Source organism: Aurantimonas coralicida DSM 14790 (assembly GCF_000421645.1).
Taxonomy (GTDB): domain Bacteria; phylum Pseudomonadota; class Alphaproteobacteria; order Rhizobiales; family Rhizobiaceae; genus Aurantimonas; species Aurantimonas coralicida.
In genome coordinates, this window is sequence record NZ_ATXK01000005.1 from 209,565 (window position 1) to 235,107 (window position 25,543).

Sequence of the window (25,543 nt, forward strand, 5' to 3'; positions counted from 1 at the left end):
GTCAGGCTCTCCGGGACAGTTTCGACGGGCTTTGCGGGCGCGAATGCAGGCTGCGGAAGCTGCGCAGGATCTCCGCCGCGAAGGCCGGGTCGTTGATGTTGTGGGGGACGCGAACGAGCTTGCGGGACGCGGTCTGGCGCACCGTCTCTTCCAGCGCGGCGAACAGCGCGCGATCGGCGGCCGGGTCCCAGAAGGGCTGGCCCGGCGCATCGAGCGCCGAGACGCCGCCCTCGGGCAGGTAGAACCGCACCGGACCGTTCATGCGGTTGAGCTTCTCGCCGATGAAGCGGCCCATCTCGGCGTTTTCCGCCGGCGTCGTCCGCATCAGGGTGATCTGCGGATTGTGCTCGTAGAAGAGACGGTCGCGATAGCGCTCGGGCACCGTTTCGGGGGCGTTGAAATTGACCATGTCGAGGGCGCCGCAGGCGCCGATATAGGGCTGCCCGCTGGCGATCATCGCATCGAACCGGGTCTCATCGGCCGCAAAGACGCCTCCGGCGACCATGTCGCAGATCTCGGTGGTGGTCAGGTCAAGGACCGCGCCGAGCATGCCGCTCGCCACGAGCTTTTCCATCGCTCGCCCGCCGGTGCCGGTGGCGTGGAAGACGAGGCAGTCATAATCTGCCTCCAGCTCCTTCACGACGGCCTGGACGCAGGTCGTGGTGACCCCGAACATGGTCAGGCCCACCGTCGGGCGGTCGGCTGCCGGGGCCGCGCTCGCCCGCGTCTTCACCATGCCGGCGACGGCATTGGCGGCATTGGCCAGGACCTGCCGGGTGATGGTGTTGAGCCCCTGCACGTCGGCGACGGACGGCATCAGCGTGATGTCGGAGGCGCCGACATATTGCGCGGTGTTGCCGGAGGCGACGGTCGAGACGACGAGCTTGGGCACGCCGACGGGAAGGCTGCGGAAGGCCGGCGCCACCAGGGCCGTGCCACCCGACCCGCCGGCTGCCAGAAGCCCCGCGACATCGGTCTGGGCCCGCATCCAGCGCTCGAAGGCGAGGGTCATGCCCGCCACCGCACTGCCGCGGTCGCCGGTGAAGACGCCGGCGGCGCCGCGCGGATGGTGACCCGCCACGACATTGGGCGGCATATCGGCGCCCGACGGCTTGCCGCTGGTGGACAGGTCGACCATGGCGACGCGCAGGCCGGCGGCCTTGACGATGTCGCGCATGTAGCGCAGCTCGGCACCCTTGGTGTCGAGCGTTCCGCAGACATAGACGGTGCCGCCCCGCGTCGCCGCGGGCGCCATCGGCCGGCCTGCCGTGGCCGGGGTCTCGGCCGGCGTCGTGACGGTGCGCGCGGCGCGTTCGATGACATGGACAGGCACGTTCGCCGACCAGCGGGTCGGGAGCTTCGGATTGGACAGATAGATGCGGACCGGGCCGCTCTCGGCCGGCGTCGCGGCCTCGCGGCGCGGCGCATCGGGCCCCGGCGTCTCGTCATGGGCGTGGCGTCCGACGCCGAGAAGCGCCTGCTGCAAGTCACGGTCGGCGGCGAGAACGCTCGCCTCCATCACCCGGTCGACCTTGCCGTTGATCATGATCGCGACGCGGTCGGCGACGGAACAGGCGACGCCGATATTCTGCTCGATCACCAGGACGTCGATGTCGCCTTCCTCGCCCAGACGGACCAGCATTTCGGCGACCTGGTTGACGATCACCGGGGCAAGGCCCTCGGTCGGCTCGTCCATCACCAGAAGACGCGGATTGAGCAGCAGCGCCCGGCCGATGGCGAGCATCTGCTGTTCGCCGCCGGACAATTGCCCGCCGCCATTGCTGCGGCGCTCGGCCAGGCGCGGAAACACCGAATAGATGCGCTCCGGCGTCCAGGCGCCGCCCTTGGTGGCGACGAGCTGCAGATGTTCGTCGACCGTCAGCGAGCGCCACAGGCGGCGCCCCTGCGGGACGTAGCCGACCCCCATGCGCGCGATCTCGGCCGGAGTGCGTCCGGCAATGGCCTGCCCGGCCAGCGCGATCGACCCGGCGCGCACCGGCACCAGGCCCATGATCGCCTTGCACAGGGTGGTCTTGCCCATGCCGTTGCGGCCGACGACCGACAGGATGCCGCCGCCGATGCGCAGGTTCACGCCCTGCAGGGCGTGGCTGTGGCCGTAATAGACGTTGAGGTCGCGGACCTCGAGGATGGGCGTACCCTCAGCCATGCCCACCTCCCAGATACAGCGCCTGGACCTCGGGATCGTCCTCGATCTCGGCCGGCTTGCCTTCCTTGAAGACACGGCCGTTGTGCATCATCGTGACCCGCTCGCTGACCCTGAGGGCCACGTCCATGTCGTGCTCGATGATGATGAAGCCGACATGGCCCGGCAGGCCGGTCAGGATGCCGATCAGTTCGCGCCGCTCGGTCGGCGACAGGCCGGCGGCGGGCTCGTCGAACAGGATGAAGCGCGGTGCCCCCGACAGCGCCATGGCAATCTCCAGCTGGCGCTGCTGCCCGTAGCTGAGATCGGCCACGGTCTGGTCCATCACGTCGCCCAGATTGACCGTGCGCACGAGATCTTCGGCGGTGGCGACCAGCGCGTCGCGATTGCCCGGCCGGCGGAACGAGAACCGGCCGCGCGAGACGCCGCGGCAGGCCAGATAGACATTGTCGCGGACGCTCAGCCCGCTGAATAGCAGCGATATCTGGTAGGTGCGCCGCAGGCCGCGCCGGATCCGCTCCTGGGCAGGAAACTCGGTCACGTCCTCTCCGAAGAAGCGGATCGCGCCGGTGGTCGGCGGAAAATCGCCGGTGATGCAGTTGAACAGGGTGGTCTTGCCGGCGCCGTTCGAGCCGAGCACCGCGTGGCGCTCGCCGGGGCGCACCTTCAGGTCGATGCCGCCCAGCGCCTCCAGGGCGCCGAAGCGTTTCGAGACGCCGCGCAGTTCGAGGGCGTAGTCGGCGCTGGCGCCGCGCGAGGGTGCGGCGGCGCTCATGGCGCCTGCCTCCGGTCGGTGCCGGTCAGCGGATCGCGATTGCGGCTCTCACGGAACTTGTCCCACATGCCGAGAAAGCCGTCGGGCGAGAAGAACACGACGACCAGGAAGCCGATACCGACCAGGAGCTGGAAGCGCTCGCCCGACAGTCCGAGCGAGATCAGGACGTCGGTGGAGAAGGTCTTCAGAAGCACGTAGATCAGCGCGCCGATGAAGGCCCCGATCGGATGGCGCAACCCGCCGACGACGGCGATGACGAGAATGTCGATGGCCGGCTGGATGCCGACGGTGCCGGGCGAGATCTGCTGGCTCTGCCAGGTCAGGAGGATGCCGCCGACACCGGCGATCAGTCCCGCGAAGGCATAGGCCGCCACCCGGTGCGCGGTGACGTTGTAGCCCAGTGCCGCCATCCGGCGCGGATTGTCACGCACGCCCTGCAGCGCCAGGCCGAAGGGCGCGCGGCTGATGTAGAGGACGGCGAAATAACCCACCGCCGCCCAGAACAGCGACAGATAGTAGAACGGCACCGACTCGCGCCAGTTCACCCCGAACAGCTGCGGCGGCAGCACCGAGTTGAAACCCGAGAAGCCGTTGAAGACGTCGTAGTTCTGGCGGGTGAAGTAGAAGAACGCCGCCGCGATGGCGAGGGTGATCATGATCGTGTAGATGCCCTCGGTCCGCACGGCGAGCCAGCCGACGGCGGTGGAGAACAGCATGGTGATCGCCAGCGACAGCGGGATCACCAGCCACCAAGGCCAGCCCTGCGAGACCGCGCTGACGCCGCTCACGCCGAAGATCGCGACGAGGTATCCGGCCAGTCCGGCGAAGGACATCTGCGCCAGGCTGACCATGCCGCCATAGCCGGCGAGGAACATCAGGCTCAGGGCGATGAGGCCGAGGACGAAGGCCCAGCCCATGATCTGGAACAGGAAGAAGCCCGAGGCGAAGGCCGGCATCACCAGAAGCAGCAGCCCGACCACCCAGTAGGCCGCGGGCACCCGCTCGAGGCCCGAGGGCCGCGCCGTGACGGAGGGCCTGTCGATCGCCACCATCTAGGCGCGCCCCAGGAGGCCGTAGGGCCGGAAGGCCAGCACCACGACCATGATCAGGAAGGTCAGCACCACCGCGTAGGTCGGAAAGTAGACCGAGCCGAACTGCTCGGCCATGCCAATCAACAGGGCCCCGAGCGCCGCGCCGGGGATCGAGCCCATACCACCGACGATAACGACGACGAGGGAGGCGAGGAGAAACCGCGTATCCTCGCCCGGCGCGACCGACTGGAAGGTGCCGCCCACCACCCCGGCGACCCCGGCAAGGCCGGCCCCGAAGGCGAAGACACAAGCGAAAACGAGCTGGATGCGTACGCCGGTCGCCGACAGCATGTCGCGATCGTCGACGCCGGCGCGCACCAGCATGCCGATCCGGGTCCGGTTGAGCATCAGCCACATGGCGAGGCCGACGACCACGGCGGCGAGGAAGATGACGATGCGCACGGACGGATAGCGCAGGAAGATCAGCTCGCCGCGCCGGTCGTAGCCGGTGGTGAAGAAGGTATCGAGCGGCCCCGACAGCCATTGCGGCGGGGTGATGTTGTAGAAATCGCCGCCGAAACTCCACAGCATCAGGTCTGCCAGAACGATCGAGATGCCGATGGTCACGAGGGTCTGGCGCAGATCCTCCCCCTCCATCCGGCGGAAGACGAAGATCTGCATGAGAACGCCGATCAGGCCGACGATGATGAAGGCCACCGGGAAGGCCAGCAGCCACCAGCCGGTGATGTCGGCGGTGTAGAAGCCGACATAGCCGCCGATCAGGTAGAGCGAGCCATGGGCGAGATTGACGTTGCGCATCAGGCCGAAGATCAGGGTGAAGCCCGACGCGACGAGGAAGTAGAGCCCGCCGAGGGTGACGCCGTTGAACAGCGCGTTGAGGAAGATCTTCTTGCGACCGATGACGTCTTCGAGGCCCTCGGGCCAGACGGCGAAGATCGCCCACAGGAGGACGACCGCCAGGATCGCCAGGATCGCGGTCCAGATCGGATGCCGGGTCGCAAAGACCCTCACGTCTCGGCCCTCCGGCCGGTCCGTGCCTGGCAAACCTCAGGTCGCGTCACAAAGATCACGGCTCATCTCCCCCGAGCCAATGGCTCTTCAGGGACAGATGCTAGTTCGGGCGGGGGCTCGGCGGCATACCCGATAGTCTGGTGCGGTCCCCCATCATCGGAAAAGCGCCCGACGTCACATGCGCCACCCGGCGGTATTCGCTCGGCGCGATGCCGACATTGGAGGAAAAGAACCGGGTGAAGCTCGCCTGGCTGGAAAATCCGAGATCGAAGGCGATGTCGGTCACCGATTTGGGCGTGCTCAGAAGGTCCGAAATGGCGTTTTCGGAGCGCAGCGTGTTGATGTAGACATTCGGCGTCACACCCATGAACTGCTTGAACAGTTTGAAGAAATGGGGGCGCGACAGGCCGACGGAGCGGGCGACCTCGTCGATCGGCATCTCCTCGCCGACCTTCTCCTGGATCAGCCGCAGCGAGCGGCGCACGCGAAAGTCGGAGAACCGGCGCAGGGCCGAGGGGCGGCGTCCGTGGCGCTGGTCCCAGGACAGGCTGAAGCACTCCTGCGTCAGGGTGAACAGCAATTCGTCGAACGCCATGGCGTTCTCGTTGCCCATCAACAGGACGGTGATCCGGGTCAGCAATTCGCGCTGCCTCTGGTTGAGGGTCAGCCGCGACCGACCGAAGGACAGCGAGAACTCCGCCATGTCGCTGTTTTCCAGGAACCACATCGGCTTGATGTAGAGAACGAGGCAGATGTTGATCCGGCCTTCCGGCACGTGGAAGGAGTGCGGCTCCCACGGGCTGACCGCGACGGCATGGCCGGGTGTCAGGTCGCTGCGCGCATTGTGCACCATCAGGCTGGCGGCATCGCCGCCGACATAGAACACCAGATGCCCCTCGCGATGGGCATGGGTGGTGATGGTGCGATCAAGCTCGTACAGCGCGGCACGGCCGAAGGCGCCGTGACACACCGCGATAGCATGGCTCATTTCGTGATCCTCCCGATCAACGACGGCCGCGCGGCTTCTCCCTCCGCTTCGACCGGCCAATTATCGGGCCATGTTCCGCGCGGCCAGACAAGTTCGAAGAACAAAGAAACAGACTTTGCGGTATACAGCGCAGGACGGTCGCGAGTGCTTCAAACGTGCCTAAGAGGCGGTGTAGGCCGTCTTCACGGTGCTGTAGAATTCCGCTGCGAAGGCCCCCTGCTCGCGCGGCCCGAAGCTCGAGGCCCGCGTCCCGCCGAACGGCACATGATAGTCGACGCCGGCGGTCGGCAAATTGACCATGACCATCCCGGCGCGTGCGTTGCGCTTGAAATCGCTGGCGTATTTCAGGCTCTCGGTACAGATGCCGGCGCACAGGCCGAAATCGGTATCGTTGGCGGTGGCCAGCGCCTCGTCATAGTCGCGCACCCGGATGACGGAGGCGACGGGGCCGAACACCTCCTCGCGATTGATGGCCATGTCGCTGGTCGTTTCGGTGATCAGGGCCGGCGACAGGAAGAAGCCCTTGGTCGCCTGCGTCACGCGGTCTCCTCCGACCCGCAGGCTGCCGCCCTGGGCGCGGGCGCGGGCGATGGCCGCCTCGTCGATGCGAAGCTGCGCTGCGTCGACGACCGGACCGATGTCGGTGCCTTCCTCCAGCGCGTGGCCGGTCCGCAGCCCGGCAAGGCGCTCGGCGACGGCGCTGACGAAGCGGTCGTGGATGCGCTCGGTCACGATCAGCCGCGACGAGGCGGTACAGCGCTGCCCGGTGGAGAAATAGGCGCCGTCCACCGCCGCGGCGACGGCGCGGTCGAGATCGGCGTCGTCGAGGACGACGAGCGGGTTCTTGCCGCCCATTTCCAGCTGCACCTTGCGCTGCAACGGCGCGCTGGCGGCCATGACCCGCGCACCGGTCGCCTGCGAGCCGGTGAAGCTGATCGCATCGACACGGGCGTCGTCCAGCATCGCCTGCCCGACGACCGAGCCCGGACCGGTCAACAGGTTGAGGACGCCGGCCGGCAATCCGGCGCGTTGCAGGATATCGGCCAGCGCCCAGGCGCAGCCGGGCGCCAGTTCGGCGGGCTTGAACACCACCGTGTTGCCCCAGGCGAGCGCCGGCGCGATCTTCCAGGCCGGGATCGCCATCGGGAAGTTCCACGGCGTGATGATGCCGACGACGCCGACCGGCTCGCGGGTGATCTCGATATTCACGCCGGGACGGACCGACGGCAGGAACTGCCCGCCGGTGCGCAGCGGCTCGCCGGCGAAATAGCGCAGGATGCGACCGGCCCGCGCCACTTCGGCGATCGCATCGCGCAGCACCTTGCCCTCTTCGCGGGCCAGCAGGCGGCCGAGTTCGTCGGACCGGCGCAGCACCTCCTCGCCGGCCCGGTGCAGGATGTCGGACCGGGTCTGCGGATCGGTGCGACCCCAGGCGGGAGCGGCGGCGCTCGCCGCGGCAATGGCGGCCTCCGCCTCGGACCGGCCGGCCTGGGCATGGACATCGACGATGTCGGAGACGTCGGACGGGTTCACATTGGGCACGGCGTGGGAGGTCGTGACCCATTCCCCGGCGATCAGCAACGGCTTCAAAAGACCCCCTCCAGCACCGTGCGGGCAGCGCCCTTCGGCAGGATGTCGGCGCGCTCGGCCTCGGACACCGCCTCGTCGAGATCGTCCGGCGTCAGCCCGAGATCCGACAGGCGCGGCGCAAGGCTGGGGATCGCGCCGAGATAGGCCGACAGCCGCTCCGTCGCGGCGCCCTCGCGCCGATCCGCGCCGGCACCGATCATCCGGCCGAGGAGATCGGTGCGCTCGACTTCGGCCTCCATCGCCGCCAGCGTTCCCGGCAGGAGCAGCCGCGCGGCGGCCAGCGCATCGAGGCCGGAATGCTGGGCGGCCAGCACCACCGCCAGCATCTGGGCCGGGCCCAGCCCCTTCTGCTGGCTCAGCGCGGCATTGAGGCCGGCGGCCATCAGCTCGCGGCTGACCGTGACGTCGGGGGCCGCCGCGAGCCGCGGCAAATTGGCGACGCTGCGGCTGAAGGCGTCGAGCGCCATGCCGTCGGCGGTCGGATTGTAGGTGGAGGCCAGATAGGATTCGAGACTGCGCACGAGGCTGCGCAGGGCTGAGCGCAGATTGTCCTCGGGACCGGCGGAAAGGATCAGCGTCGGGTCGCAGATCAGGACGTCGGGCAGGCCGCTGCGCCAGCTTTCCACATTGCGCCGGCAGGGGTCGGGCAGGCCGTCGATGCCCGGTACGGCATAGAGCTTGGGCCGCGGCCCGAATTGCGACAGCATCTTGCGGGCCTTGCGGCCGAGCTCGATCGCCCGCGCGGCCCCGAAGGCGATGATGGTGTCGACGCGCTGGCCGGCGAACTGCTCGCACAGCGCCACCGCGGCGGTCGACAGATCGGCCGTTTCGGCGAGATCGAAGGACAGGATGTCGGTTGCGACCGGCAGGCCGGACAGGATGACCTCGCGGCTCTCGGCGGCGTCGGGCGCGTCGGGGACGATCAGCAGCGGTGCGAGCAGCGCCATGCTCTCGATCTCCGAATGCAGCGCCTCGGCGAGAACGGCGTCGGCAAAGTGCACGCGCGTGGGATAGGTGATGAGCGTCATTGCCCCGGCCGATGCGATATGTCGGGAAGACGGCGGCCCGGGCGCATGCGCACCCGGGCCGCTGGCTTTCGCGTCAGTAGGACTTCTGACAGGCCGGAACGTCGCGGCTCGGCAGGCCGATGGCATCGAAGGCGGCCTTCTCGATGCCCAGCGTCTGGTTCACGTCGTCGACCTTGCGGACCATCTTGTTGGCCAGCGTGCCGTCGTCGAGTTCCACCACTTCGGTTACGAAGTTCGCACCGATCGCCTGGCGGTTCTCGTCGAGGGTGATGTCGCCGTTCGGCGCCTCGAGCTTGAGGTTCGACAGGCAGTCGCGGAACTTCGTCTGGCCGTCGGAGAGGTCGCCCTCCACCGTGCTCAGGCACTGGAGCGCCGCGCTGGTCGCGTTGTAGTAGCCGGTCGCAAACAGCGACGGGGTCGGAAAGCGATCGCTCTCGGGGAAGCTGTCCTGATAGAGCTTCACCCATTCCTGCCAGCGCGGATCGTCCCAGGTGTCGGCCTGCGGGCCCGAGGACGGCACCCCGATCAGGGCCTGCTTGGCGCTGCCTTCCGACGACAGCACCGATCCGTCGACCATGATCGAGCCGCCGATGAGGTTCGCCTGGCCACCGGCCTGCTGATACTGGTTGAGGAAATTGACGGCGTCGCCGCCGCCCAGGCCCAGATAGATGGCGTCCACGTCATCGGGCAGCGCCGCGATGATCGAGCCGAAATCCTTAGTGCCCAGCGGCACCCAGAACCGGTCGGTGATCTCGCCGCCGGCCCGGCAGAACTCGGTCACGAAGCCGAAGACCTGGGTGTAGATGAAGGAATAGTCCTCGCCGATGGTGGCGACGTATTTGTAGTCCTTCTCGTTGAAGACGTATTCGCCGAGACCCGCCGACCACTGCGCGCCGTCGATGTTGAAGCGGAAGAAATTCTCGGACGGCGTGACGTAGGTGGTCTCCATGGCGCCGGAGATGCCGTTGATGAAGGTGACGTCCGGCCGGGTCTTGGAATAGTCGCGGATCGCGATGCCCTCGGAGCCGGACAACGGCCCGATGACGATGTCGACGCCGTCCTGGTCGACCAGCTTGCGGGCGCCGCGGGTGGCGCTGTCCGGCGTGGTGTCGGTGGACTGGGTGATGACCTCGATCTTGCGGCCACCGGCTTGGTAGTCGGCCGCCTTCAGCGCCGCCTCCAGGCCGCGCACGCCGTCCTGGCCCGGTACGGTATAGGTCCCTTCCAGCGTCACCAGCACGCCGATCTTGACCGGGTCGGAACTATCCTGCGCCACAGCCTGCGTTGCGCCGGCGGCAAGCAGGGCGAGTGTCGATAAACCGCACATCCATGTAGTTTTCATCTGTTATCCTCCCATAGACTTCGGTCCGCACCACGCCGCTCCTGAGACGGGCCGCCCGAATGCCAAGCCTGACCGAGCCGGCCGAAAGACCGATCACCGGAAGTGCGCTGGCGTATCCTGCGATCTTTTTTTTGCACCCTGGCGCTTACTGTCGGTCCGCCGGGTCACGCTGCGACAGGCCGCCGAGGCGCTGGCCGAGCACCAGCGCGCCGCCGACCGCGACGAGAGCGGCGATCATCAGCGTCTGCTGCCAGACCGGCCCGTCCGACGGCAGGGTCGAGACGATGCGGATCAGGGCGCCCGCAACGCCCAGCGCGAGCGCCTCGAACAGCCCGTCGAGACGCCGCGAGAACAACAGGGCGGCGACGCGGAAGGCGGCGACCAGCATCAGCGTCTGCCCCAGCAGCGCCAGCGCCGGCGTGCAGCGGATCATGTTGCCGAGGCTCGCGGCATCCACGACGCAGACGCTGTCGGTGAACAGCAGCATGTAGAGCTTGAGGATCAGCGCGATGGCAAGGCCCAGCCCCAGGAGCATCTGGCACACCACGAGGACGATCTGGGCCGGGCGCTCAAAGGCGCGATAGAGCGACAGGGCCGCCGGCGTGGCCTGGCGGGGTTCCACGTCGCGCTCGTCGTCGCGCCACCGCTCGTCCTGCATGCTTTCGCCCCTCCGTCCTGATACCGGCCAAGCGTCCTCGCCCGGTCGCATAGGCTCAAGCCCGGCGCGCGGCATGCCGTACCCAGGCGTCTGATAAATCGCCTCCGTTTGGCTAGTGGGCGGGAAGACCGGCACGCCTCCGCGTCCCGGCATCGCGCCACACGATCGCGCGATCAGCGGTATCGGCGCTGGTCCGGCGGAGGGTTCGGCGGGCATAATGATCGGGACGCGGTCGCCGCACATCGGCGGGCTGCGATCGAGGGAGTGGTGCCGGTTTGGGCTTGCGAGCGACGACAGATGCGGGACGCCGCTGCGCGGAGGGTATCGGCAGGCGCCCGGCGCGGTGCGCGACAGGCTGGCTGGCTCCGGCCGGCGCCTGGGGATGCCGCCTGCTCGCGGCAGGGATCGCGCTGACGATGACGACAGGGGCCGCTGTTTCAGCGCCGGCCTGTTCCGGGGAGCCGCGCTTGCAGACCAACGGCGTCAATCTGATCCGCACCGAGAATGCGCCCTTCGGATCGCCGGCCAGCCGCGAGAGCCTCGCCCGGCTGGCAAAGCTCGGCGCCGACAACGTGGCGATCGTGCCGTTCCTCTGGCAGCCGGGGCCGGGCGATCCGCAAATCGGGCTCGGGTCCGACATGAGCCTCGACGAGCTGCGCGTGGCGATCGCGGCGGCCCAGGCGGCGGGGCTCGACGCCTTCGTCAAGCCGCATGTGTGGGTGCCTGAGACATGGGCCGGCGCCATCGCCATGCCCGACGATGCGGCGTGGGCCACCTGGTTCGGCCATTACCGCACGGCGCTGATCGACATTGCGCAGGTGGCGGCGGATGCGGGCGCCACCTCCCTCGCCGTCGGCACCGAGCTGGTGCAATCCACAGGCCGGCCGGAATGGCCGGGGCTGATTGCGGAGATCAGGGCGATCTTCCCCGGCACGCTCGTCTATGTCGCCCACAATGCCGACGAGGCCGAGACGGTGCCCTTCTGGGCGCAGCTCGACCGGATCGGCGTCAGCCTCTATCCGCCGCTCGGCGCCGACGACGCACGTCAGGACTGGGCGGCAGCGATGGCCGATCAGCTGGACCGCATCGCGGCCGTGTCACGGAAGAGCGGGCGGAAGGTCTGGGTGGCGGAGTACGGGTTGCGGTCGGCCGTGGGCGCTGCGGCCAAGCCCTGGGAGAGCGCCGAGGAACGCGACGCGGCGCCCGACGACGTCCTGCAGGCGGCAGTGATCGCCGAATGGCACTGCCAGTTCGACCCGGCCGTCGTCGAAGGCGCCTGGGTCTGGCGGTGGTTCACCGATCCCGACGCCGGCGGGCGGACCGACACCGATTTCACGGTGCAGGGGAAACTGGCCGAAGGCGTGCTGTTCTGCCAGTGGCGCGGCGGCTGCTGAGCCGCCGGACGGCTCAGAACCGGTGCCAGACCGCGGCAACGAGGCCGCGTTCGCGCAGGGCGTTCTCGCCGGCGATGGTGGCGACGCCGCCGAGCTGCAGCGACCAGCTTTCATTGACGTCCCAGACGCCGCTGAGCTGCAGCTTGTGTTCGCTGCCGCTGACGAAGAACGATTTCTCGCTGCCGTCGCCAATCGAATTGAACGACTGGACCAGAAGCAGGAGATCGTCGGCGGGGCGGGTGCCGAAGGTCACGTCGGCCTTGAACTCGCTCGGCGGGTCGCCGAAGCGGGCGCGATAGCCGAGCTGGACGTCGAGGAAGGACGACCAGCTTCCGATGCCGAAGGAGCGGCCGTAGAGCATCCGCATGTCGAGTTCGGGATCGGTGTTGCCGATGGAGGCCGGATCGTCGTCATCATAGGTGCCCGGAATGCGGGCGACGACCTGTCCCGACAGCACCGAGACGTCGTCGGACCACAGCCGGACGCGGCCGCCCAGCTCGGAATAGCCGAGCCCGAAGCGCGCGGCGTCCGTGGGCTGGCCGATATCGACCGACTGGATCTGCGGCTGCAGGATTGCCGTCACCGCGTCGGTGATGCCGTATTCGATCAGCGTGTTCAGCTCGAACTTGCGATAGTCGGGAATATCGACGGCGTTGCCATCGTCGTCGAAGCCCTTGGGCGAATCCGTATAGGTGCCCGAGACGATGATTTGACCGTGGCCCTTCGCCTGGGTCCAGGCGCCGGCATGCGCCGCGGCCGTACCGGCTCCAACAACCGCGGCGGCGAGCAGCGCCCGCAGGGCGACCGCGCCGATCATGGGACGAGCAGCGCGGTGCGGGTGACGACGCGGTCGCCGCCATCCTCGGCGGCGCGCTCGGCCGCGGCGATCGCGTCCGCGACCACGTCGCGCGGGGTCCGCTCGCGCCCGTCGGAGATGACCGTGCCGACGCTCAAGGTCGTGCCGGTGCCGGCGACGCCGGAGCGCGCGCGCGCGGCGAGCTCCGCCAGTTCGGCTTCGGTGCAGTTCCTTGCAAAGGCGACGAAGATGCCGTCGTCGTAATGTGCCAGATGATCGCCGATGCGGGCCGGCAGCGCCTGCAGGACGCGTGCGGTGCTCTTGATCAGATCGCGCGCCGCCTGGTCGCCATCGCGAACGCGCAGCCGGTCCAGATCGTCGATCTGCCAGGCCAGCGCCCCGAAGCGGGGCGCGTCGGCGGCGGGGGCCCGCTGGGCCAGCGCCTCGAAGGTTTCCCAGCCGAGAAGACCGGTCAGCGGATCGACGAGGGTCATGTTGCCGGCGCGACTGCCGGCTTCTGGCTTGCGCCCGGTTTCCAGAAGCTCGGCCTCGCGGGCCTGGCGCAGATCGCGCTCGCCGCGAAGGCGGGCGATGCTGCGCACCCGCGCCAGGAGCTCGAGCCGATGGATCGGCTTGGTGACGTAATCGTTGGCGCCGGCGATGAAGGCCTGGGAGAGGGATTCGGAATCGCTGAGGGAGCTGACCATCAGGATCGGCAGATCCTGGTGCCGGGCGTCGGCGCGAATGCGCGCGCAGACCTCGATGCCGTCCATGCCCGGCATCATCACGTCGAGCAGCACGAGGTCGAAGGCGCCATCCGGCCCGCTGCCGCCCTGCACTAGCCGATCCAGCCCCTCCTGCCCGGAGGTGGCGAAGGTCAGATCCTCGTAGCCGCCGGAGGACAGGGTGACGGCCATGATGTCCCGGGCATCCTCGGAATCGTCGACCACCAGTATGCGCATCACTTCCCCCTTGAACGCGCCCGGCCCGTCCCGTCCCCGCTACAGCGCGGGCGCGGTGCGGGCCGCCGCGGCCGCCCCTGTCTCATCCGGCAGGCTGCGGCTCCGGTTCCGGCCGGCGTGCATCGCGGACCAGTCTTTCATACACCCGCCATCCCTCGAAATGGTAAACGAGCCCATAATCGCGGGCACCGTTGCGGAAGAGTCGCGGAAACGCCTGGTTGATGCGATCGCGCACCACGATGTCGGCCGCCGGGTCGCGGACCGCGACGAAACGCGTCTGCAGCCGGGCCGCCAGGAGATCGAGTTCGAAGCGCGTCGAGCCCGGCACGACAAGGCCGGCACCGGTGCCGCGCAGCGCCACCAGTTCGGGATAGGCATTGGTGTCGACGAGGATCTCCGACCGGGAGGCGAGGAAGCCGGCGAGCTGCCCGAGCGGGGTCGGCGCGGCCTCGGACCGTCCGAGTGCCGCATCGCGCCACGCGGCGGTGTCGGCGGTCGGATTGTCGGCGAGCCAGAAAACGCTGCCGACGAGGCCGGCGGCGAGAAACAGGCTGGTGCGCATCATGCGCCGGCTGTTGCCCGAGGCAAAGATGGTGAAGGCGGCGGCAAGGCCGAGCACCGGCGCCAGCGCCACCGTCGGATCGAAGCGGGCACCCAGGAGGCCCGACAGGGCGAAACCGAGGATCGGCAGGCTCAAAAGCGCGATCATCGGCACGAACAGCGCCGGATTGCGGCCGGCCCGCACGGTGGCGAAGATCAGGACCGGAGCGCACAGCACCAGCCCGCCGATCATGCGCAGGGCCGCCGCGCCCGGTGTCTGCGGCAGCGCATAGGCGTCAAAAGGCGCGGCCAGCGTGCCGAGAAACGCCCAGGGCGCGTCGGCGAAGACCTGCCCGACATAGGCGAAGGCGAGGAAGGCGAAGCCGAGCGGGAAGAGCAGCGAGAGGTAGAGGCTGCCCGGCGTGCGCTCGATGAGATGCGGTGCGGAGGCCAGCGCCAGGAGCGGCAGGGCGGCCAGCGCGAGCGCGATGCCATAGGGATGCGAGAAGGCCATCAGCGCCAGGGCGAAGGCCAGCGTCATCACGTTCGAGGCGGTCCCGTCCGCCCGCAGGCCGATGAAGCCGGCGGCGAACATGAAGACGGAGGTGATCAGCAGCACCAGGCCTGGCCCGTCCGCCAGTGCCCGCAGGAACAGCGGGTTGGCGACCAGAAGCAGGGTGATGATGGCGGTGGTAACCCGCCCGATGCCGGCGCTGCCGAGGCTCGACGCGACGACGACCGCGAACAGGCCGCCGGCCAGCGCGGCAGCCGTCAGCGCCGGCAGTTGCGACGCATCGCCGACCAGCGCGGTGCCCAGCGACAGGAGATAGGGCAGCGGCGGATAGGCCGTGGCGACCGCGCCGAAGCTGTCGCGCCCCTCGGCGGCGAGGATCGCCTGCCCCGAGGAGGCCAGAACGCCGGACGAGACATAGCCATGGGCGGCGGTCCAGAGCAGCGCGGCGAGGCAGACCAGGAAGAAGACGGCCCAGATGGCAAGGAGGCGCAGGGCGGCGATCATGCCGCCACCGCCGTCGCCGCTTTGGGCTTCTCCCCGTCGGCGCTCTTGGCCTGTTCCAGCTCGTTGGCGGTGAACTTGGAAATGCCGTGCTGGGTCTTCTCCCAGTAGAACGGATTGACGATGAGCTGCCACAATCCCTTGTAGGCGGCGATCGAGGTCAGCACCCAGTACCAGACGACGGTGATGCCGTAGGGGGCGAGTTCGAGCCAGCCGCGGCGGAAGGGCGCGATCATCGTCAGGTAGATGAACAGGCCATTGCCGGCGAGGAGGTTCAGCAGGGCGAAATACAGGATCGTCTGCGGAAACAGCGCGTCGAAGCCGGTGGTCTCGGTCAGGAGCCAGCCGGCGAAGATCAGCCAGAAGATCGGGTTGAGCAGCCCCGACAGCATGGTGCCGCCGATGAAGAAGACGAAGCCGGCGACGCCGAGCGGGCCGATGGTGCGGATCAGATGCAGCGGCCGCCGGGTGTGGACAAGGAAGGTCTGCATGTAGCCCTTGATCCAGCGCGAGCGCTGCCGGATCCAGTTGCCGGTGTTGCAGTTGGCTTCCTCGAAGGTGGTGGAATCGATCACCCGGACCCGGTAGCCCTTCTGGGTCATGCGGATGCCGAGATCGGCGTCCTCGGTGACGTTGAACGGGTCCCAGGCGTGCAGTTCGCGCAGGACGTCGATCTTGAAATGGTTCGAGGTGCCGCCGAGCGGGATCGGCACACCGAGACGTTCGAGGCCCGGCAGCATCAGGTCGAACCACAGCGCGTAGTCCAGCGTGAACATGCGCGTCAGCCAGTTTTCCTGCGCATTGTAGTAGTTCAGGCGGCACTGGATGCAGGCGGTGTTCGGCTCGCTCCGGCGGAAGGCGGCGACGACCTTGCGCAGCTGGTCGGGCTCCGGCTTGTCCTCGGCGTCGAAGATCACGAGGAGATCGCCGCGGGCGAATTTCAGCGCGTAATTGCAGGCCTTCGGCTTGGTCTGCGGCATCGAGGCCGGCACCCGGACGATCTCGAAGATGCCTTCCAGCCCGAGGGCCTTGGCCGCATCGATCGTCTCGTCGTCGGTCTCCTCCAGGACGATCTTGATGTCGAGCTTGGCCAGCGGATAGTCGAGATTGCGCAGGGCGTGGGCGAGGATCGGCAGCACTTCGGGCTCCCGGAACATCGGCACCAGGATCGTGTAGACTGGCAGGTCCGCCTCGCGCAGCAGCCGCGCGTCGACCTCGATGGTGCGGCGGCGGCGGGACTGGCCGAAGCCGCCATACCAGACGAGGCCGGCCTTGAAGGCAAAATTGCCGAGATAGAACAGCGTCACCAGGCAGTTGATGGCGATCAGCGTGCCGAGCGGCGCGAGATAGAAGCCGACGGCCAGCAGCGTGAACAGGCCATAGGCGCCGACGATCTGGTTAGTCGTAATGACCCGCTGGGCCGACATTTCCGGGTCGATCTCGGCGAGCTCGTAGACCGCCCGGTGAGACAGGTCCTCGCGGAACACCCGTTGCAGCGACCAGACGATGTCGAATTTCGACGTGACGACGAGGTCGAAGGCCGGGCCGAACTTGCGGCGCAGGAAGAGAATGACCTCCGGACCCGGCCGGGCCGTCGCGATCTGCAGCCGGCCGTTCACGCGGCGCCACGGCAGGACGAGGTTGCGGGCGCAGTCGTCATGGTCGGCCGGATCGAGCAGCGCGTCGTCCGGCGGCTCGTCGATCAGGTTCACGAAGGGCAGATCGAAATGCTCGGCGACGGTCCGGTAGAGTTCGAGCGGCCGGGCCCAGGTGCGCGTCAACAGAACGTCGATCAGGCTGACATTCCAGGCTTCGGCGCGGGTGCGCGTCTCGTCCAGCTGGGCCAGCGTGATGAGCCGCTTCTGGACGAGACGGTTGCCGATCGCGACGTCGGTTGCGCTCAACGCCATCGCTGTCAGCCGGCCCGGCGACGCCGGTAGATGCGCGACAGGAGGGTGACGAAGACAAGCGTGCCGACGATCCAGAGCGCGCCGATGATCCACGGCCAGTATTGCCGCGCCAGATCCGTCAGCGACAGGCGATCGGGATAGGTGACCTGCACCAGCTGGTCGCGCGTGGTCGAGAAGGCGAAGGCCAGGCCGGCTTCGTCGACGAGGGCGACGTCACCCCGGTCGAGGGCGACCGGCACGATCGGCGCGGCCGCGTCGCCGGACGCCGCATCGGCGTCGGGCCGGATCCAGAGCCCCGTGACATCGCCGGCCCGCACGATCTGCACGATGGTGTAGTCGTCGAGACCGCCGATATCGAGCAGCGGATCGCCCCCGGCATCGGTCAGGCGGACGCGCCCCTCGTCGAAGCGGACGGGGCTGTCGATCCCTTCCGGCAGCGTGTCCGCCACGAGGATGAACGGCGCCTGCGGCGCGTCACCGACCGGGCCGTAGCGCAGATCGAAGGGCGTCTCTGCCGAGATCATGCCGGCGACCAGCGAGGCGGCGGCGGCTCCCTTCAGCGAGCCGGCGGCGGCCTCGGGCATGAAGACCGTGACGCCGGAACCGAAGGCCGAGGTCGCCTCGAAGAACTCCGCCGCTGGCCGGCCGAGCGCGGTCGTCTCGATGCTGCTCGTCGGCAGAAGCTGCACGGGAAAGCCCTGCGGCGGGTTGGCGCAATCGCCGGTATCGGGCTGGCGCTGGGCCAGAACCCGCAGCGCGTTCTCGCGGCCGGCGAGCCCGGCGGGGATCGATGCCGACAGGGTCACCGGATTGCCGCCCGGCGAGGTGGTGCTGGCCAAGAGGTAGTTGTTGAGGAAGGCGGCGATGGTGACGTTCGAGCCGCGGGTGTCGGTCGCCACCGCCAGATCGAGATCGAGCCGGGACGGGCGCGTGCCGGCCGGCAGTTGCGAGCCGAGGAAGGCGGCGTCGAAGACGACCTGATCGACCAGGCTGGCGCTGGTGAGCGGGATGCCGAGATCGGCAAAGCTGGTCGCCGAAGCCGCGTCCTCGCCATCGTTTGCCGCCGCGACCGACAGGGACGATCCGAGCGCCAGGGCCTGCCAGCGCGACGACAGCAGCTCGGCGGCGGCCTGGGGACGGTCGCCGCTGACCAGCAGGCCGGGCGCGCTGCCGAGAGACAGCACGGACAGGCCGCCCGCGCCGGCGAGCGCGGGGCCGGCGTCGGCCGGCGGTTCGAAGCCCAGCGCGATCGTGCCGGTCGTCCACAGCGCGTCCCCGGAGCCGTCCGCCGCCGCCGGATCGGCCGCGCGGTCGAAGGTGACACGGGCGTTGCGGGCGACGAGCGCCGCGTTGATGCGGATCAGCGCCGCCATCTCGGCTTCGCGCAGGTCGCGTTCGGGCATGCGGATGACGACGTCGTCCGGCATCATCGCCAGGACGCGGTCGATTGTGTCGAGCGCTGCCGGATCGAGCGCCACTTCCAAAGCCGAATCCGGCAAGACCGACAGAAAGTCGCCGGCGACGCGCTGGTCGACGCAGCGATCCTCGGTGATCGCCCCGCTATAGCGCAGGGTCACCTTGACGAAGCCGTTCTCGACGCTGGCCGGATCGATGGCCTTCTCGACGGTGAAGCTCTCGTCCTCGTTGCCGAGCCCGCGCGCGAAGACTATCCGGTCGCCGACCAGCACCTGCATGCTGCGCCGGCTGGCAAACGCACTCTGCGAGCGCAGCGACAGGCGCAGGACCATGTCCTTCGCGGCCTCCGCCACGACCGGGAAGAACAGTTCGCGCTCGCCGTTCAGCCCGGAAAACTGCAAACCCTCGTCGAAACCGAGTTCGCCGAGGCCGATGACGCGCCGCACGCCCGCTGCGCGCGTCGCCGGGTCGTTCGTGGAGGCCGCGGTCCCGGTCGGCGTCGTCGCCGGTGCGCCCTGCACGGCCTGCCCGCTCTGGTCCGTCTGCCCCCCCGGTGCGGTCTGGGCCATCGCGGTTCCGGAGGCGGCCGCACAGGCCATGACCGAGATCGCGACTGCGACCGTCTTGCGGGCAAGCATCATGAATAGGTCTCGTTCTGTTCGTCCCGAAGCGCGCGAAGGGTTTCGAGGCCGTCCTCGACCTGTCGCATCTCATCGTCCGTCAGGCTGCGGTTCGTTTCGGCGGCCGGGGCGATCACGGCTTCGAGCCGCCGGGCCTCCGCGCCGATCTGCGGAAAGCCGAGGGTCGGCGCATTACCGGCCATGGCGTGCAGCGCCATGCGCAGGGAGACCACGGCCGCGGGGTCGGCGGTCGCGGTCGCCAGGGTCGTCTCGATCTCGGTCATCTGCCCCGGAAAGCGGGCATGGAACCGCTGGCCAAGCGCGAATATCCTGCTGCGGAAGTCATCCGTGCCCATGTCGCAGTATAACCTCGCCTTTCGATCACAAATATCGTGTGAACTCCTGGCTGATCCAGCCACGATGCGGCCCGTTGCTGGCATCACCGCAGAATTCGCGCGAATCCCTGCAGCCTCCGTCAGCACGTTTTCGGAGCTATCGGATATGGCGGGATCGGCAAGTCCGTAAATCTGGGGATTGACTTGTGCCGGCTGCGCACCGGTCGCATCCACCGCAAACGGGCGTGTGACGTGAACGAAAACGTGATGCGCGATTGCCTCACAATCCGGATCGCGATGGACCGTTTTCGCCTTCGGGTGTACCCTTGCGGCACGAGCGGCGGCGACGGGCCGGCAGGCGCTCAGGCCCGGCCGTTTCGCTTCATTCGACCACTTCTGAAAGGAGCTGGACGATGACGACCGCACCAAGCATCCCGCATTCCGCAGAGACAATCGGCCCGGACATCCGGCGGATCGGCGCGGCCGATCTCGTCGCCTGCCTGAAGGCCGGCATCGCCGATTTCACGGCGCGGCCGACCCATTACGCCTTCCTGTGCCTGGTCTATCCGCTGATGGGCCTGGCGATCGGCGTCTGGGCGGCGGATCAGGACGTCCTGCCGCTGATCTTCCCGCTGGTCGCAGGCTTTGCCCTCATCGGCCCGGTGGCGGCGATCCCGCTTTACGAGATCAGCCGGCGGCGCGAGCGCGGGCTCGACGCAAGCTGGTCGGACGCCTTCGAGGTGCTGCGTTCGCCGGCGCTGCCGTCGATCCTCGGTCTGGCGAGCCTGCTGCTGCTGATCTTCGCGGCCTGGCTCTATGCGGCCCAGGCGATCTATATCTGGCTCTATGGCAGCCTGTTCGTGACGACGTCCTACGGCGCGTTTCTCGGCGAGCTGCCCACCACCACGCGCGGCTGGACGCTGATCGGCGTCGGCAATCTGGTCGGCCTCGGCTTCGCGCTCGTGACGCTGGCCATCACCGTCGTCTCGTTTCCGCTGCTGCTCGACCGCCATGGCGGCGTCGCCGAAGCGATGGCGACCTCCGTGCGGGTGATGCTGCACAATCCCGGGACGGTGCTTCTGTGGGGCCTGATGGTGGCGGGGCTGGTCTTCGCGGCCTCGCTGCCGCTGCTGATCGGCCTGCCCGTCGTGCTGCCGGTGCTGGGCCACGCCAGCTGGCACCTCTACCGCCGCGCGGTGGCGCCAGCCGGCGGCTGAACGCGCCGGGCGGCGGGCGACGTGCGGCAGCGCTACGACGCCGCTGCGACGGCCGTTTCGGTGATGACAGCCGAATCGCATCCGGCGCCGGAGAAGGCGAAGACCTCCATGTCCTCGCCGACGCCGCGCAGCGGGAAGCTGCCGAGGCTTTCGAGGGCCGAACTGCAGCTCGCCCGCTCGGCGAAGGCCCGCGACAGGAGCACCGGCCGCTGCACCGTCTTGGTCAGGTTTTCCAGGCGCGCGGCGGCGTTGACCGCCGGGCCGATGACGGTGAAGTCCAGACGGTTGCGCGAGCCGATATTGCCGTACATCACGTCGCCGACATGGATGCCGACGCCATAGCGCAACGGCTCCCGGCCGGCCGCGACATGGCCGGCATTGAGGACATCCATCGCCTGCTGCGCTTCGGCCAGGGCCTTCAAAAGGTCGTCGCAGGCGGTCGGCCGGTCGAGGGGGAAGATCGCCAGCAGGCCGTCGCCGATGAATTTCAGGATCTCGCCGCCATGGCGCTCGACCGGCTCGCAGATCGCGTCGAAATAGCCGTTCAGGAGCTCGATCACGTCGTCGCGCGGCCACAGCTCGGAGATCCGGGTGAAGTCGCGAAGGTCGCAGACCATGATCGCGCCTGCGACCGTGGTGCCGCTGCCCCGGGTGATGGCGCCGGCGAGGATCTGGTCGCTGGCATGGGGGCCGACATAGGTCTCCAGGAGGGTGCGCGCGAGCCGGTTCTTCAGCCGGATCTCGCTGACCAAGGCGAAAGCCGGCAGGAGGTCGGCGAGGAAGGCGAGCTCGGCGTCGGAAAAGCCCTCCGGCGCATCGCTGGCAAAGGACACCACATGGCGCCGGCCGAACGTGTGCTCCAGCGGCCAGGCGACATAGTCGGTCATGCCCTCGGCGCGAAGCTCGCCGAACAGCGAGTATTCGTCGGCGGCCGCCGGCTCCCGGGCGAGGCGCAGGCGCACTTCGCTGGCGCCGCCATGCACCGCGGCGATCGGGCTTTCGAGATATTCCGCCGTTTCCAGCGCGCCGTGCTGATAGGTCTGGATATCGGCGTCGGGCGTATTGTGGCGCCACAGGATGCGCGCGCCCAGCCATTGCGGATGGTGGATGCGGAAATGCACCGTGGCGCGGGCCACCGGCAGCCCGCCCGCCCGCAGGCGGTCGCAGAGCTGCTGGAAGATGTCGTCGATGAACCGCTCGTCCTGGGTCTCGCGCACCAGCCAGTCGAGGAGCCGCGTGCGATGGAGCGGCCAGGTCCCGGTGTCGCAGGAATCGACCCGGCCTGCAGAGCGAGTGGGCTCCATCGTCATATCCTCGAATGTCTGGCGCTGATCCCCTTGGAATGGGGATGCCGGCGTCGCAGCGCAAGAGTGACAGGACGCCGCCGCCGGCAGTGTTGCCGGCCAGCACCGGCGGCCTCTGTCGCGCAGGCCGCTCCACGGTGCGGCGGCTCGAGGCCCTGAAATTCTGGGGCATGGATGCGGGACGCGGAGGCATTGCCGCGACCGCCGCCACTGCCGATGATGGCGGCGCAGCGCGAGACGGGAATGCGGTGAACGAACCGTCGCCCGCCGCGCACAGATTCTCCGGTCGCGGCAATCCTGCCGGCGCACCGGAAACCGGGAGTGACAACGCGTGTCCGAATTTCGTCGCGGGGCCCTCCGCCTTGCCCTCTGCACCGTCATGCTTGCCGGATCCTCCGTCTCCGCGCCGGCCGGCCAGACCCCGCTGACGGTGGCCGCGCCTGTTTCGGCGGACACCCCGGTCCGCATGGCCGCCAACGGGGTGCGCGAGATGGCCGAGCGTCGCTGCGGCTGGCTGGCCAATCCGACACCGGCAAATTTCTGGCTGACGGATGCCGACGGCACCTGGACCCTCTCCGAACAGGGCCGCGATCTCGGCAACCGGTTCCACGACATCTCCTGGCCGGAATTCGCCGCCGACCAATGGGTCGAGACCAATGGCTCCTACGGCTATGGGTGCGCCTGTTTCGACGGGGTCGTCGATCACCGCAGCGCCAACGTGGTGCGGATCGACCGGCTGCAGCCGCGCCCGCTGAACGCCTGCCTCGCCGATCCCGCCCTGCCCTCGATCAACTGACGATCCGGCACCGGTTCGCCGCCATGGCGGGTTCCGGTCCAGTGCAGCGACAGCAGGTCCCCTCTCGAACGGAGCGTTCCCATGCAGAAGAGAGTGTTCGCCGCGCTCATCGGCGCGGCCCTTTGCGGGGCGCCGGCACTCGCCGACGAAGCCTGGGTCCTGCCCGGTGGCGGCGAGGTCACCTGGGACGACGATGTCAACGGCGTCTCGGTGCTCAGCTATCCCGTCGGCCGCTCGCGGCAGCGGGTGCGCCTGTATGTTCCGGGGCTGTCTGCGGCGATCGACGATCGCGGCACATTCCACGGCTACTGGATCGGTCCCAGCGGCGATTCCGACTGCGCCGCAACGCTGACCGGCCCCGACGGGACCCGGTCGGCGGCTTTCGGCCAGGCCATCATCACCTTTGACCAGCCCAGCTTTCCGTCCGGATGGTTCGTGCTGATCGGCCAGTGTTTCGACCCGCCTTCGGATGAGATGCGGGCGGATGCGATCTACGGCAACCAGATCGTCGTGCCGCGCAACTGAGGCGATGCGCTCCGAGGATGGACGCACAGGCCAAAGAGCGGGATGGACAGGCATTCCGCAGGTGCGGCGCCCCGCCTAGACTTGCCTGATACCGGACACCGGCTTCGACTGTTCCGTGCCGCTCGGCGCGGCATTCATGTCCAGCCCCCACCCGAACGAGGCGACGACCATGACCTCAACCATCCGCGGTATTCTCGTGGTCGCCGGCCTGGCGCTGGCGTCGCCCGCGGCCGCGCAAGGCATCGTCGACGAATTCTGCACGACGATCACCGAGAACGACAAGTCGGCCTCCGATGGCTTCCAGTTGACGGATGCGGCCTCGATCCTGCGTCAGGATCGGGCCAATTTCCACAAATTCGGCTATCGCGACCGCGGCGATCAGGGTGACAGCACGTTCGGCTCGAGCAGTGCCCGCGCCCAGATTCCGGCCATGCTCGACAATGGCCAGACCGACCCCAGCGTTCTGCGGGCCATCGTCCGGGGAACGCCGCGCATCTGCGTCGAGGTCTATCCCGGCTACCTCTACGTCTACGTCAATTGACGCGCGCAACGCGCCGACCGGTGGCGCCGGACGTCCACGTTCCGACAGGTATCCAGCCGATGAAATTCGTCACACTCTGCGCGGCCGTCATGCTGGCATCGACCTTCCATGCGAGCGGTCCCGCTGCCGCACAGGCGCTCGATCCGTGGTGCGAGCAGCAGGCCCGGCTGACCTGCGGCGACCGGGACGGTGTCCTGAGCATGACCGACTGCAGCAGCGAGCCGGATTTCTGGTCCGGTATTCCGAACGAATGCGTCGGCGACCTGCAGACCATGGTGGAGATGGAGCGTGAAGCCGGCGTCGGCGGCGGGTCGGCATCCCTGCCCTCCGGCATGATGCTCGGCTTTTCCTATGGCGGCATCCTGCGCGAAGGGCCCGGGATGGATTTCCGCAGGATCGCCTCGCTGCGAGACGGCGACGAGATCGAAATCCTGGAAGACACCGGGATCTGGTTCGACGGCTACAAATGGTTCCGGGTCGCCACGGCGCGCGGCACCGGTTTCCATTGGGGCGGCATCTTCTGTCACGAAGGCGGCGTCAGCGTCGACGGCATCCTGTCGAGCTGCAACTGAACCGCGACATCCGGCGCGGGGCCATTCGAGCCGCCAATCATCCCCCTACCTCGAGGAAATCCGCATGAACCGCCCCGTTCTGATTGCCGGCTCCGTCGGCTTCGCGCTCCTCGTCGGCGCCACGTCGATCGTCCTGGCCGAGACTCTACTCGCCACCAGCACCACGGCGATGGCGATCACCGGCGATGTCGAGATGGACGATTTCAGCATGGTCTTCGCCGACGGGACCCGTCTCGATTTCGATGAACTGGTGGGCGACAGCTTCGTGGTGGACGGCGAAACCGTCAACGCCTCGGTCTATTCCGTCGCGGCGCCCATGGATCCGGTGCTGCTCAACGGGAACCGGCTCTGCGGCTCGGGACCGGTGACCTATGTCGCAAGCTGGGGCAGCGACAGCGACGTCGCGGTTGCCGTCTTCGACACCCAGGACATTCCGGGCAGCGACGCCGACATGTGCGCCCTCTATTATTATACCTACCCCAACTAGGCTTGCCGGTGCCGCCCTTCGCCTTGCGCCCCCCGGTCCGGCCCAGTTGATGGGTCCGAACAATTCACCAGCGCGCCGGGCCCTCGCCCGGCCGTTGGCGCTGACGACGCTGGCGCTCTACAGCCTCTATCTGACCGGCGAGTTCCTTGTCGCCGGCGCCCTGACCATGGCGTCCGACATCGGCTTCAGCGCGCTGATGCTGCCTGCCTGCATCGCGCCGGTCGCCGGCCTTGCCGGGCTGGTCTTCGCAACATCCGGCCGGTTTCGCAGCGTTCTTCTCGCCCTTCTCCTGATCTGCACGGCCGGTGGCGCCGCACTCGACGCCCATGCCCTGCATTTCGCGGCGCCGGATGGCCAGAACGCCATCGTCGTCGCCATGGTGGCCGTCTGGCAATTCGTCGTCCTGATCCTCGCCGGCGCCGCGGCGCTGGTCATTCGGCGCGTTACGCGTCGCCGGTCCGCGGCCGCGCGCTGAGCGTTCCGGCGGGCGGTCCCCGGCGCCCCT

24 protein-coding genes are annotated in these 25,543 nt (G+C 68.5%); 8 read left to right on the forward strand and 16 right to left on the reverse strand.

Features of this window, described 5'->3' with window-relative positions; all coding sequences use genetic code 11:
* Position 1: 1 nt before the first annotated feature.
* From H536_RS0113030 to H536_RS0113070, 9 genes are all read right to left on the reverse strand, one after another.
* Positions 2-2,167, reverse strand: a complete 2,166-nt coding sequence (locus H536_RS0113030) for an ABC transporter permease (protein ID WP_024350891.1) — start codon at positions 2,165-2,167, stop codon at positions 2-4.
* The gene (locus H536_RS0113035; RefSeq protein ID WP_024350892.1) at positions 2,160-2,939 is read right to left on the reverse strand and encodes an ABC transporter ATP-binding protein; all 780 of its coding nucleotides are present in this window, start codon (positions 2,937-2,939) and stop codon (positions 2,160-2,162) included. Before H536_RS0113035 ends, H536_RS0113030 begins: the two co-directional genes overlap by 8 nt.
* Entirely contained in the window at positions 2,936-3,991 is a 1,056-nt protein-coding gene (locus H536_RS0113040) for a branched-chain amino acid ABC transporter permease (protein WP_024350893.1), read from the reverse strand. Before H536_RS0113040 ends, H536_RS0113035 begins: the two co-directional genes overlap by 4 nt.
* Entirely contained in the window at positions 3,992-5,002 is a 1,011-nt protein-coding gene (locus tag H536_RS0113045; protein WP_024350894.1) for a branched-chain amino acid ABC transporter permease, read from the reverse strand.
* Between the two features lie 100 nt (positions 5,003-5,102).
* Positions 5,103-5,990, reverse strand: a complete 888-nt coding sequence (locus H536_RS0113050) for a helix-turn-helix transcriptional regulator (RefSeq protein WP_024350895.1) — start codon at positions 5,988-5,990, stop codon at positions 5,103-5,105.
* Between the two features lie 159 nt (positions 5,991-6,149).
* The gene (locus tag H536_RS0113055) at positions 6,150-7,580 is read right to left on the reverse strand and encodes an aldehyde dehydrogenase family protein (RefSeq protein WP_024350896.1); all 1,431 of its coding nucleotides are present in this window, start codon (positions 7,578-7,580) and stop codon (positions 6,150-6,152) included.
* Positions 7,577-8,608, reverse strand: coding sequence for a dehydroquinate synthase/iron-containing alcohol dehydrogenase family protein (locus tag H536_RS0113060; RefSeq protein ID WP_024350897.1), 1,032 nt, complete (start codon positions 8,606-8,608; stop codon positions 7,577-7,579). The genes H536_RS0113055 and H536_RS0113060 overlap by 4 nt, the downstream gene beginning before the upstream one ends.
* Before the next feature lie 73 nt (positions 8,609-8,681).
* Complete coding sequence (locus H536_RS0113065; protein WP_024350898.1) at positions 8,682-9,950, reverse strand: ABC transporter substrate-binding protein; 1,269 nt, start codon at positions 9,948-9,950, stop codon at positions 8,682-8,684.
* Between the two features lie 145 nt (positions 9,951-10,095).
* On the reverse strand, positions 10,096-10,608 hold the full coding sequence (locus H536_RS0113070; protein ID WP_024350899.1) for a hypothetical protein: 513 nt from the start codon (positions 10,606-10,608) through the stop codon (positions 10,096-10,098).
* Between the two features lie 467 nt (positions 10,609-11,075).
* Between H536_RS0113070 and H536_RS0113075 the strand changes: the two genes are divergently transcribed.
* Entirely contained in the window at positions 11,076-12,002 is a 927-nt protein-coding gene (locus H536_RS0113075) for a glycoside hydrolase family 113 (protein ID WP_024350900.1), read from the forward strand.
* A 13-nt stretch (positions 12,003-12,015) separates the two neighbouring features.
* Here H536_RS0113075 and H536_RS0113080 read toward each other — a convergent pair whose 3' ends face one another.
* From H536_RS0113080 to H536_RS24390, 6 genes are all read right to left on the reverse strand, one after another.
* A complete protein-coding gene (locus H536_RS0113080; RefSeq protein WP_024350901.1) occupies positions 12,016-12,819 on the reverse strand; it encodes a hypothetical protein in 804 nt (267 codons plus the stop codon).
* Entirely contained in the window at positions 12,816-13,760 is a 945-nt protein-coding gene (locus H536_RS23300; RefSeq protein ID WP_024350902.1) for a response regulator, read from the reverse strand. Before H536_RS23300 ends, H536_RS0113080 begins: the two co-directional genes overlap by 4 nt.
* 82 nt (positions 13,761-13,842) lie before the next feature.
* Positions 13,843-15,318, reverse strand: coding sequence for a hypothetical protein (locus H536_RS22610; protein WP_024350903.1), 1,476 nt, complete (start codon positions 15,316-15,318; stop codon positions 13,843-13,845).
* Positions 15,315-17,225: a glycosyltransferase family 2 protein gene (locus H536_RS0113095; RefSeq protein WP_024350904.1), complete on the reverse strand. Its 1,911-nt coding sequence runs from the start codon at positions 17,223-17,225 to the stop codon at positions 15,315-15,317. Before H536_RS0113095 ends, H536_RS22610 begins: the two co-directional genes overlap by 4 nt.
* A 5-nt stretch (positions 17,226-17,230) precedes the next feature.
* A complete protein-coding gene (locus tag H536_RS0113100; protein WP_024350905.1) occupies positions 17,231-19,282 on the reverse strand; it encodes a hypothetical protein in 2,052 nt (683 codons plus the stop codon).
* Positions 19,279-19,830, reverse strand: a complete 552-nt coding sequence (locus H536_RS24390) for an Hpt domain-containing protein (RefSeq protein WP_156421787.1) — start codon at positions 19,828-19,830, stop codon at positions 19,279-19,281. The genes H536_RS0113100 and H536_RS24390 overlap by 4 nt, the downstream gene beginning before the upstream one ends.
* A 179-nt stretch (positions 19,831-20,009) precedes the next feature.
* On the opposite strand from H536_RS24390, the gene H536_RS0113110 reads away from it, so the two are divergent.
* The gene (locus H536_RS0113110; protein WP_024350907.1) at positions 20,010-20,813 is read left to right on the forward strand and encodes a DUF2189 domain-containing protein; all 804 of its coding nucleotides are present in this window, start codon (positions 20,010-20,012) and stop codon (positions 20,811-20,813) included.
* A 32-nt stretch (positions 20,814-20,845) separates the two neighbouring features.
* Here H536_RS0113110 and H536_RS0113115 read toward each other — a convergent pair whose 3' ends face one another.
* Positions 20,846-22,123 (reverse strand): adenylate/guanylate cyclase domain-containing protein, encoded by a 1,278-nt coding sequence (locus H536_RS0113115; RefSeq protein ID WP_024350908.1) that lies wholly within the window; start codon positions 22,121-22,123, stop codon positions 20,846-20,848.
* A 325-nt stretch (positions 22,124-22,448) separates the two neighbouring features.
* Between H536_RS0113115 and H536_RS0113120 the strand changes: the two genes are divergently transcribed.
* The 6 genes from H536_RS0113120 to H536_RS0113150 all read left to right on the forward strand — a co-directional run bounded on the left by H536_RS0113120 (position 22,449) and on the right by H536_RS0113150 (position 25,513).
* A complete protein-coding gene (locus H536_RS0113120; RefSeq protein WP_051141595.1) occupies positions 22,449-22,913 on the forward strand; it encodes a DUF4087 domain-containing protein in 465 nt (154 codons plus the stop codon).
* A 93-nt stretch (positions 22,914-23,006) separates the two neighbouring features.
* Positions 23,007-23,438, forward strand: coding sequence for a hypothetical protein (locus H536_RS0113125; RefSeq protein ID WP_155898474.1), 432 nt, complete (start codon positions 23,007-23,009; stop codon positions 23,436-23,438).
* Between the two features lie 169 nt (positions 23,439-23,607).
* A complete protein-coding gene (locus tag H536_RS0113135) occupies positions 23,608-23,979 on the forward strand; it encodes a DUF2059 domain-containing protein (protein ID WP_024350911.1) in 372 nt (123 codons plus the stop codon).
* A 59-nt stretch (positions 23,980-24,038) separates the two neighbouring features.
* The gene (locus H536_RS0113140) at positions 24,039-24,551 is read left to right on the forward strand and encodes an SH3 domain-containing protein (RefSeq protein WP_024350912.1); all 513 of its coding nucleotides are present in this window, start codon (positions 24,039-24,041) and stop codon (positions 24,549-24,551) included.
* A gap of 64 nt (positions 24,552-24,615) precedes the next feature.
* Positions 24,616-25,038, forward strand: a complete 423-nt coding sequence (locus tag H536_RS22615; RefSeq protein WP_024350913.1) for a hypothetical protein — start codon at positions 24,616-24,618, stop codon at positions 25,036-25,038.
* 49 nt (positions 25,039-25,087) lie between these two features.
* The gene (locus H536_RS0113150; protein WP_155898475.1) at positions 25,088-25,513 is read left to right on the forward strand and encodes a hypothetical protein; all 426 of its coding nucleotides are present in this window, start codon (positions 25,088-25,090) and stop codon (positions 25,511-25,513) included.
* Positions 25,514-25,543 lie beyond the last annotated feature (30 nt).

Coding starts and splice junctions, on each gene's coding strand:
- H536_RS0113030 (WP_024350891.1), bottom strand. CDS start 2,167: ATGGCTGAGGGTACGCCCATCCTCGAGGTCCGCGACCTCAACGTCTAT.
- H536_RS0113035 (WP_024350892.1), bottom strand. CDS start 2,939: ATGAGCGCCGCCGCACCCTCGCGCGGCGCCAGCGCCGACTACGCCCTC.
- H536_RS0113040 (WP_024350893.1), bottom strand. CDS start 3,991: ATGGTGGCGATCGACAGGCCCTCCGTCACGGCGCGGCCCTCGGGCCTC.
- H536_RS0113050 (WP_024350895.1), bottom strand. CDS start 5,990: ATGAGCCATGCTATCGCGGTGTGTCACGGCGCCTTCGGCCGTGCCGCG.
- H536_RS0113060 (WP_024350897.1), bottom strand. CDS start 8,608: ATGACGCTCATCACCTATCCCACGCGCGTGCACTTTGCCGACGCCGTT.
- H536_RS0113065 (WP_024350898.1), bottom strand. CDS start 9,950: ATGAAAACTACATGGATGTGCGGTTTATCGACACTCGCCCTGCTTGCC.
- H536_RS0113070 (WP_024350899.1), bottom strand. CDS start 10,608: ATGCAGGACGAGCGGTGGCGCGACGACGAGCGCGACGTGGAACCCCGC.
- H536_RS0113080 (WP_024350901.1), bottom strand. CDS start 12,819: ATGATCGGCGCGGTCGCCCTGCGGGCGCTGCTCGCCGCCGCGGTTGTT.
- H536_RS23300 (WP_024350902.1), bottom strand. CDS start 13,760: ATGCGCATACTGGTGGTCGACGATTCCGAGGATGCCCGGGACATCATG.
- H536_RS22610 (WP_024350903.1), bottom strand. CDS start 15,318: ATGATCGCCGCCCTGCGCCTCCTTGCCATCTGGGCCGTCTTCTTCCTG.
- H536_RS0113095 (WP_024350904.1), bottom strand. CDS start 17,225: ATGGCGTTGAGCGCAACCGACGTCGCGATCGGCAACCGTCTCGTCCAG.
- H536_RS0113100 (WP_024350905.1), bottom strand. CDS start 19,282: ATGATGCTTGCCCGCAAGACGGTCGCAGTCGCGATCTCGGTCATGGCC.
- H536_RS0113110 (WP_024350907.1), top strand. CDS start 20,010: ATGACGACCGCACCAAGCATCCCGCATTCCGCAGAGACAATCGGCCCG.
- H536_RS0113115 (WP_024350908.1), bottom strand. CDS start 22,123: ATGACGATGGAGCCCACTCGCTCTGCAGGCCGGGTCGATTCCTGCGAC.
- H536_RS0113135 (WP_024350911.1), top strand. CDS start 23,608: ATGACCTCAACCATCCGCGGTATTCTCGTGGTCGCCGGCCTGGCGCTG.
- H536_RS0113140 (WP_024350912.1), top strand. CDS start 24,039: ATGAAATTCGTCACACTCTGCGCGGCCGTCATGCTGGCATCGACCTTC.
- H536_RS22615 (WP_024350913.1), top strand. CDS start 24,616: ATGAACCGCCCCGTTCTGATTGCCGGCTCCGTCGGCTTCGCGCTCCTC.
- H536_RS0113150 (WP_155898475.1), top strand. CDS start 25,088: ATGGGTCCGAACAATTCACCAGCGCGCCGGGCCCTCGCCCGGCCGTTG.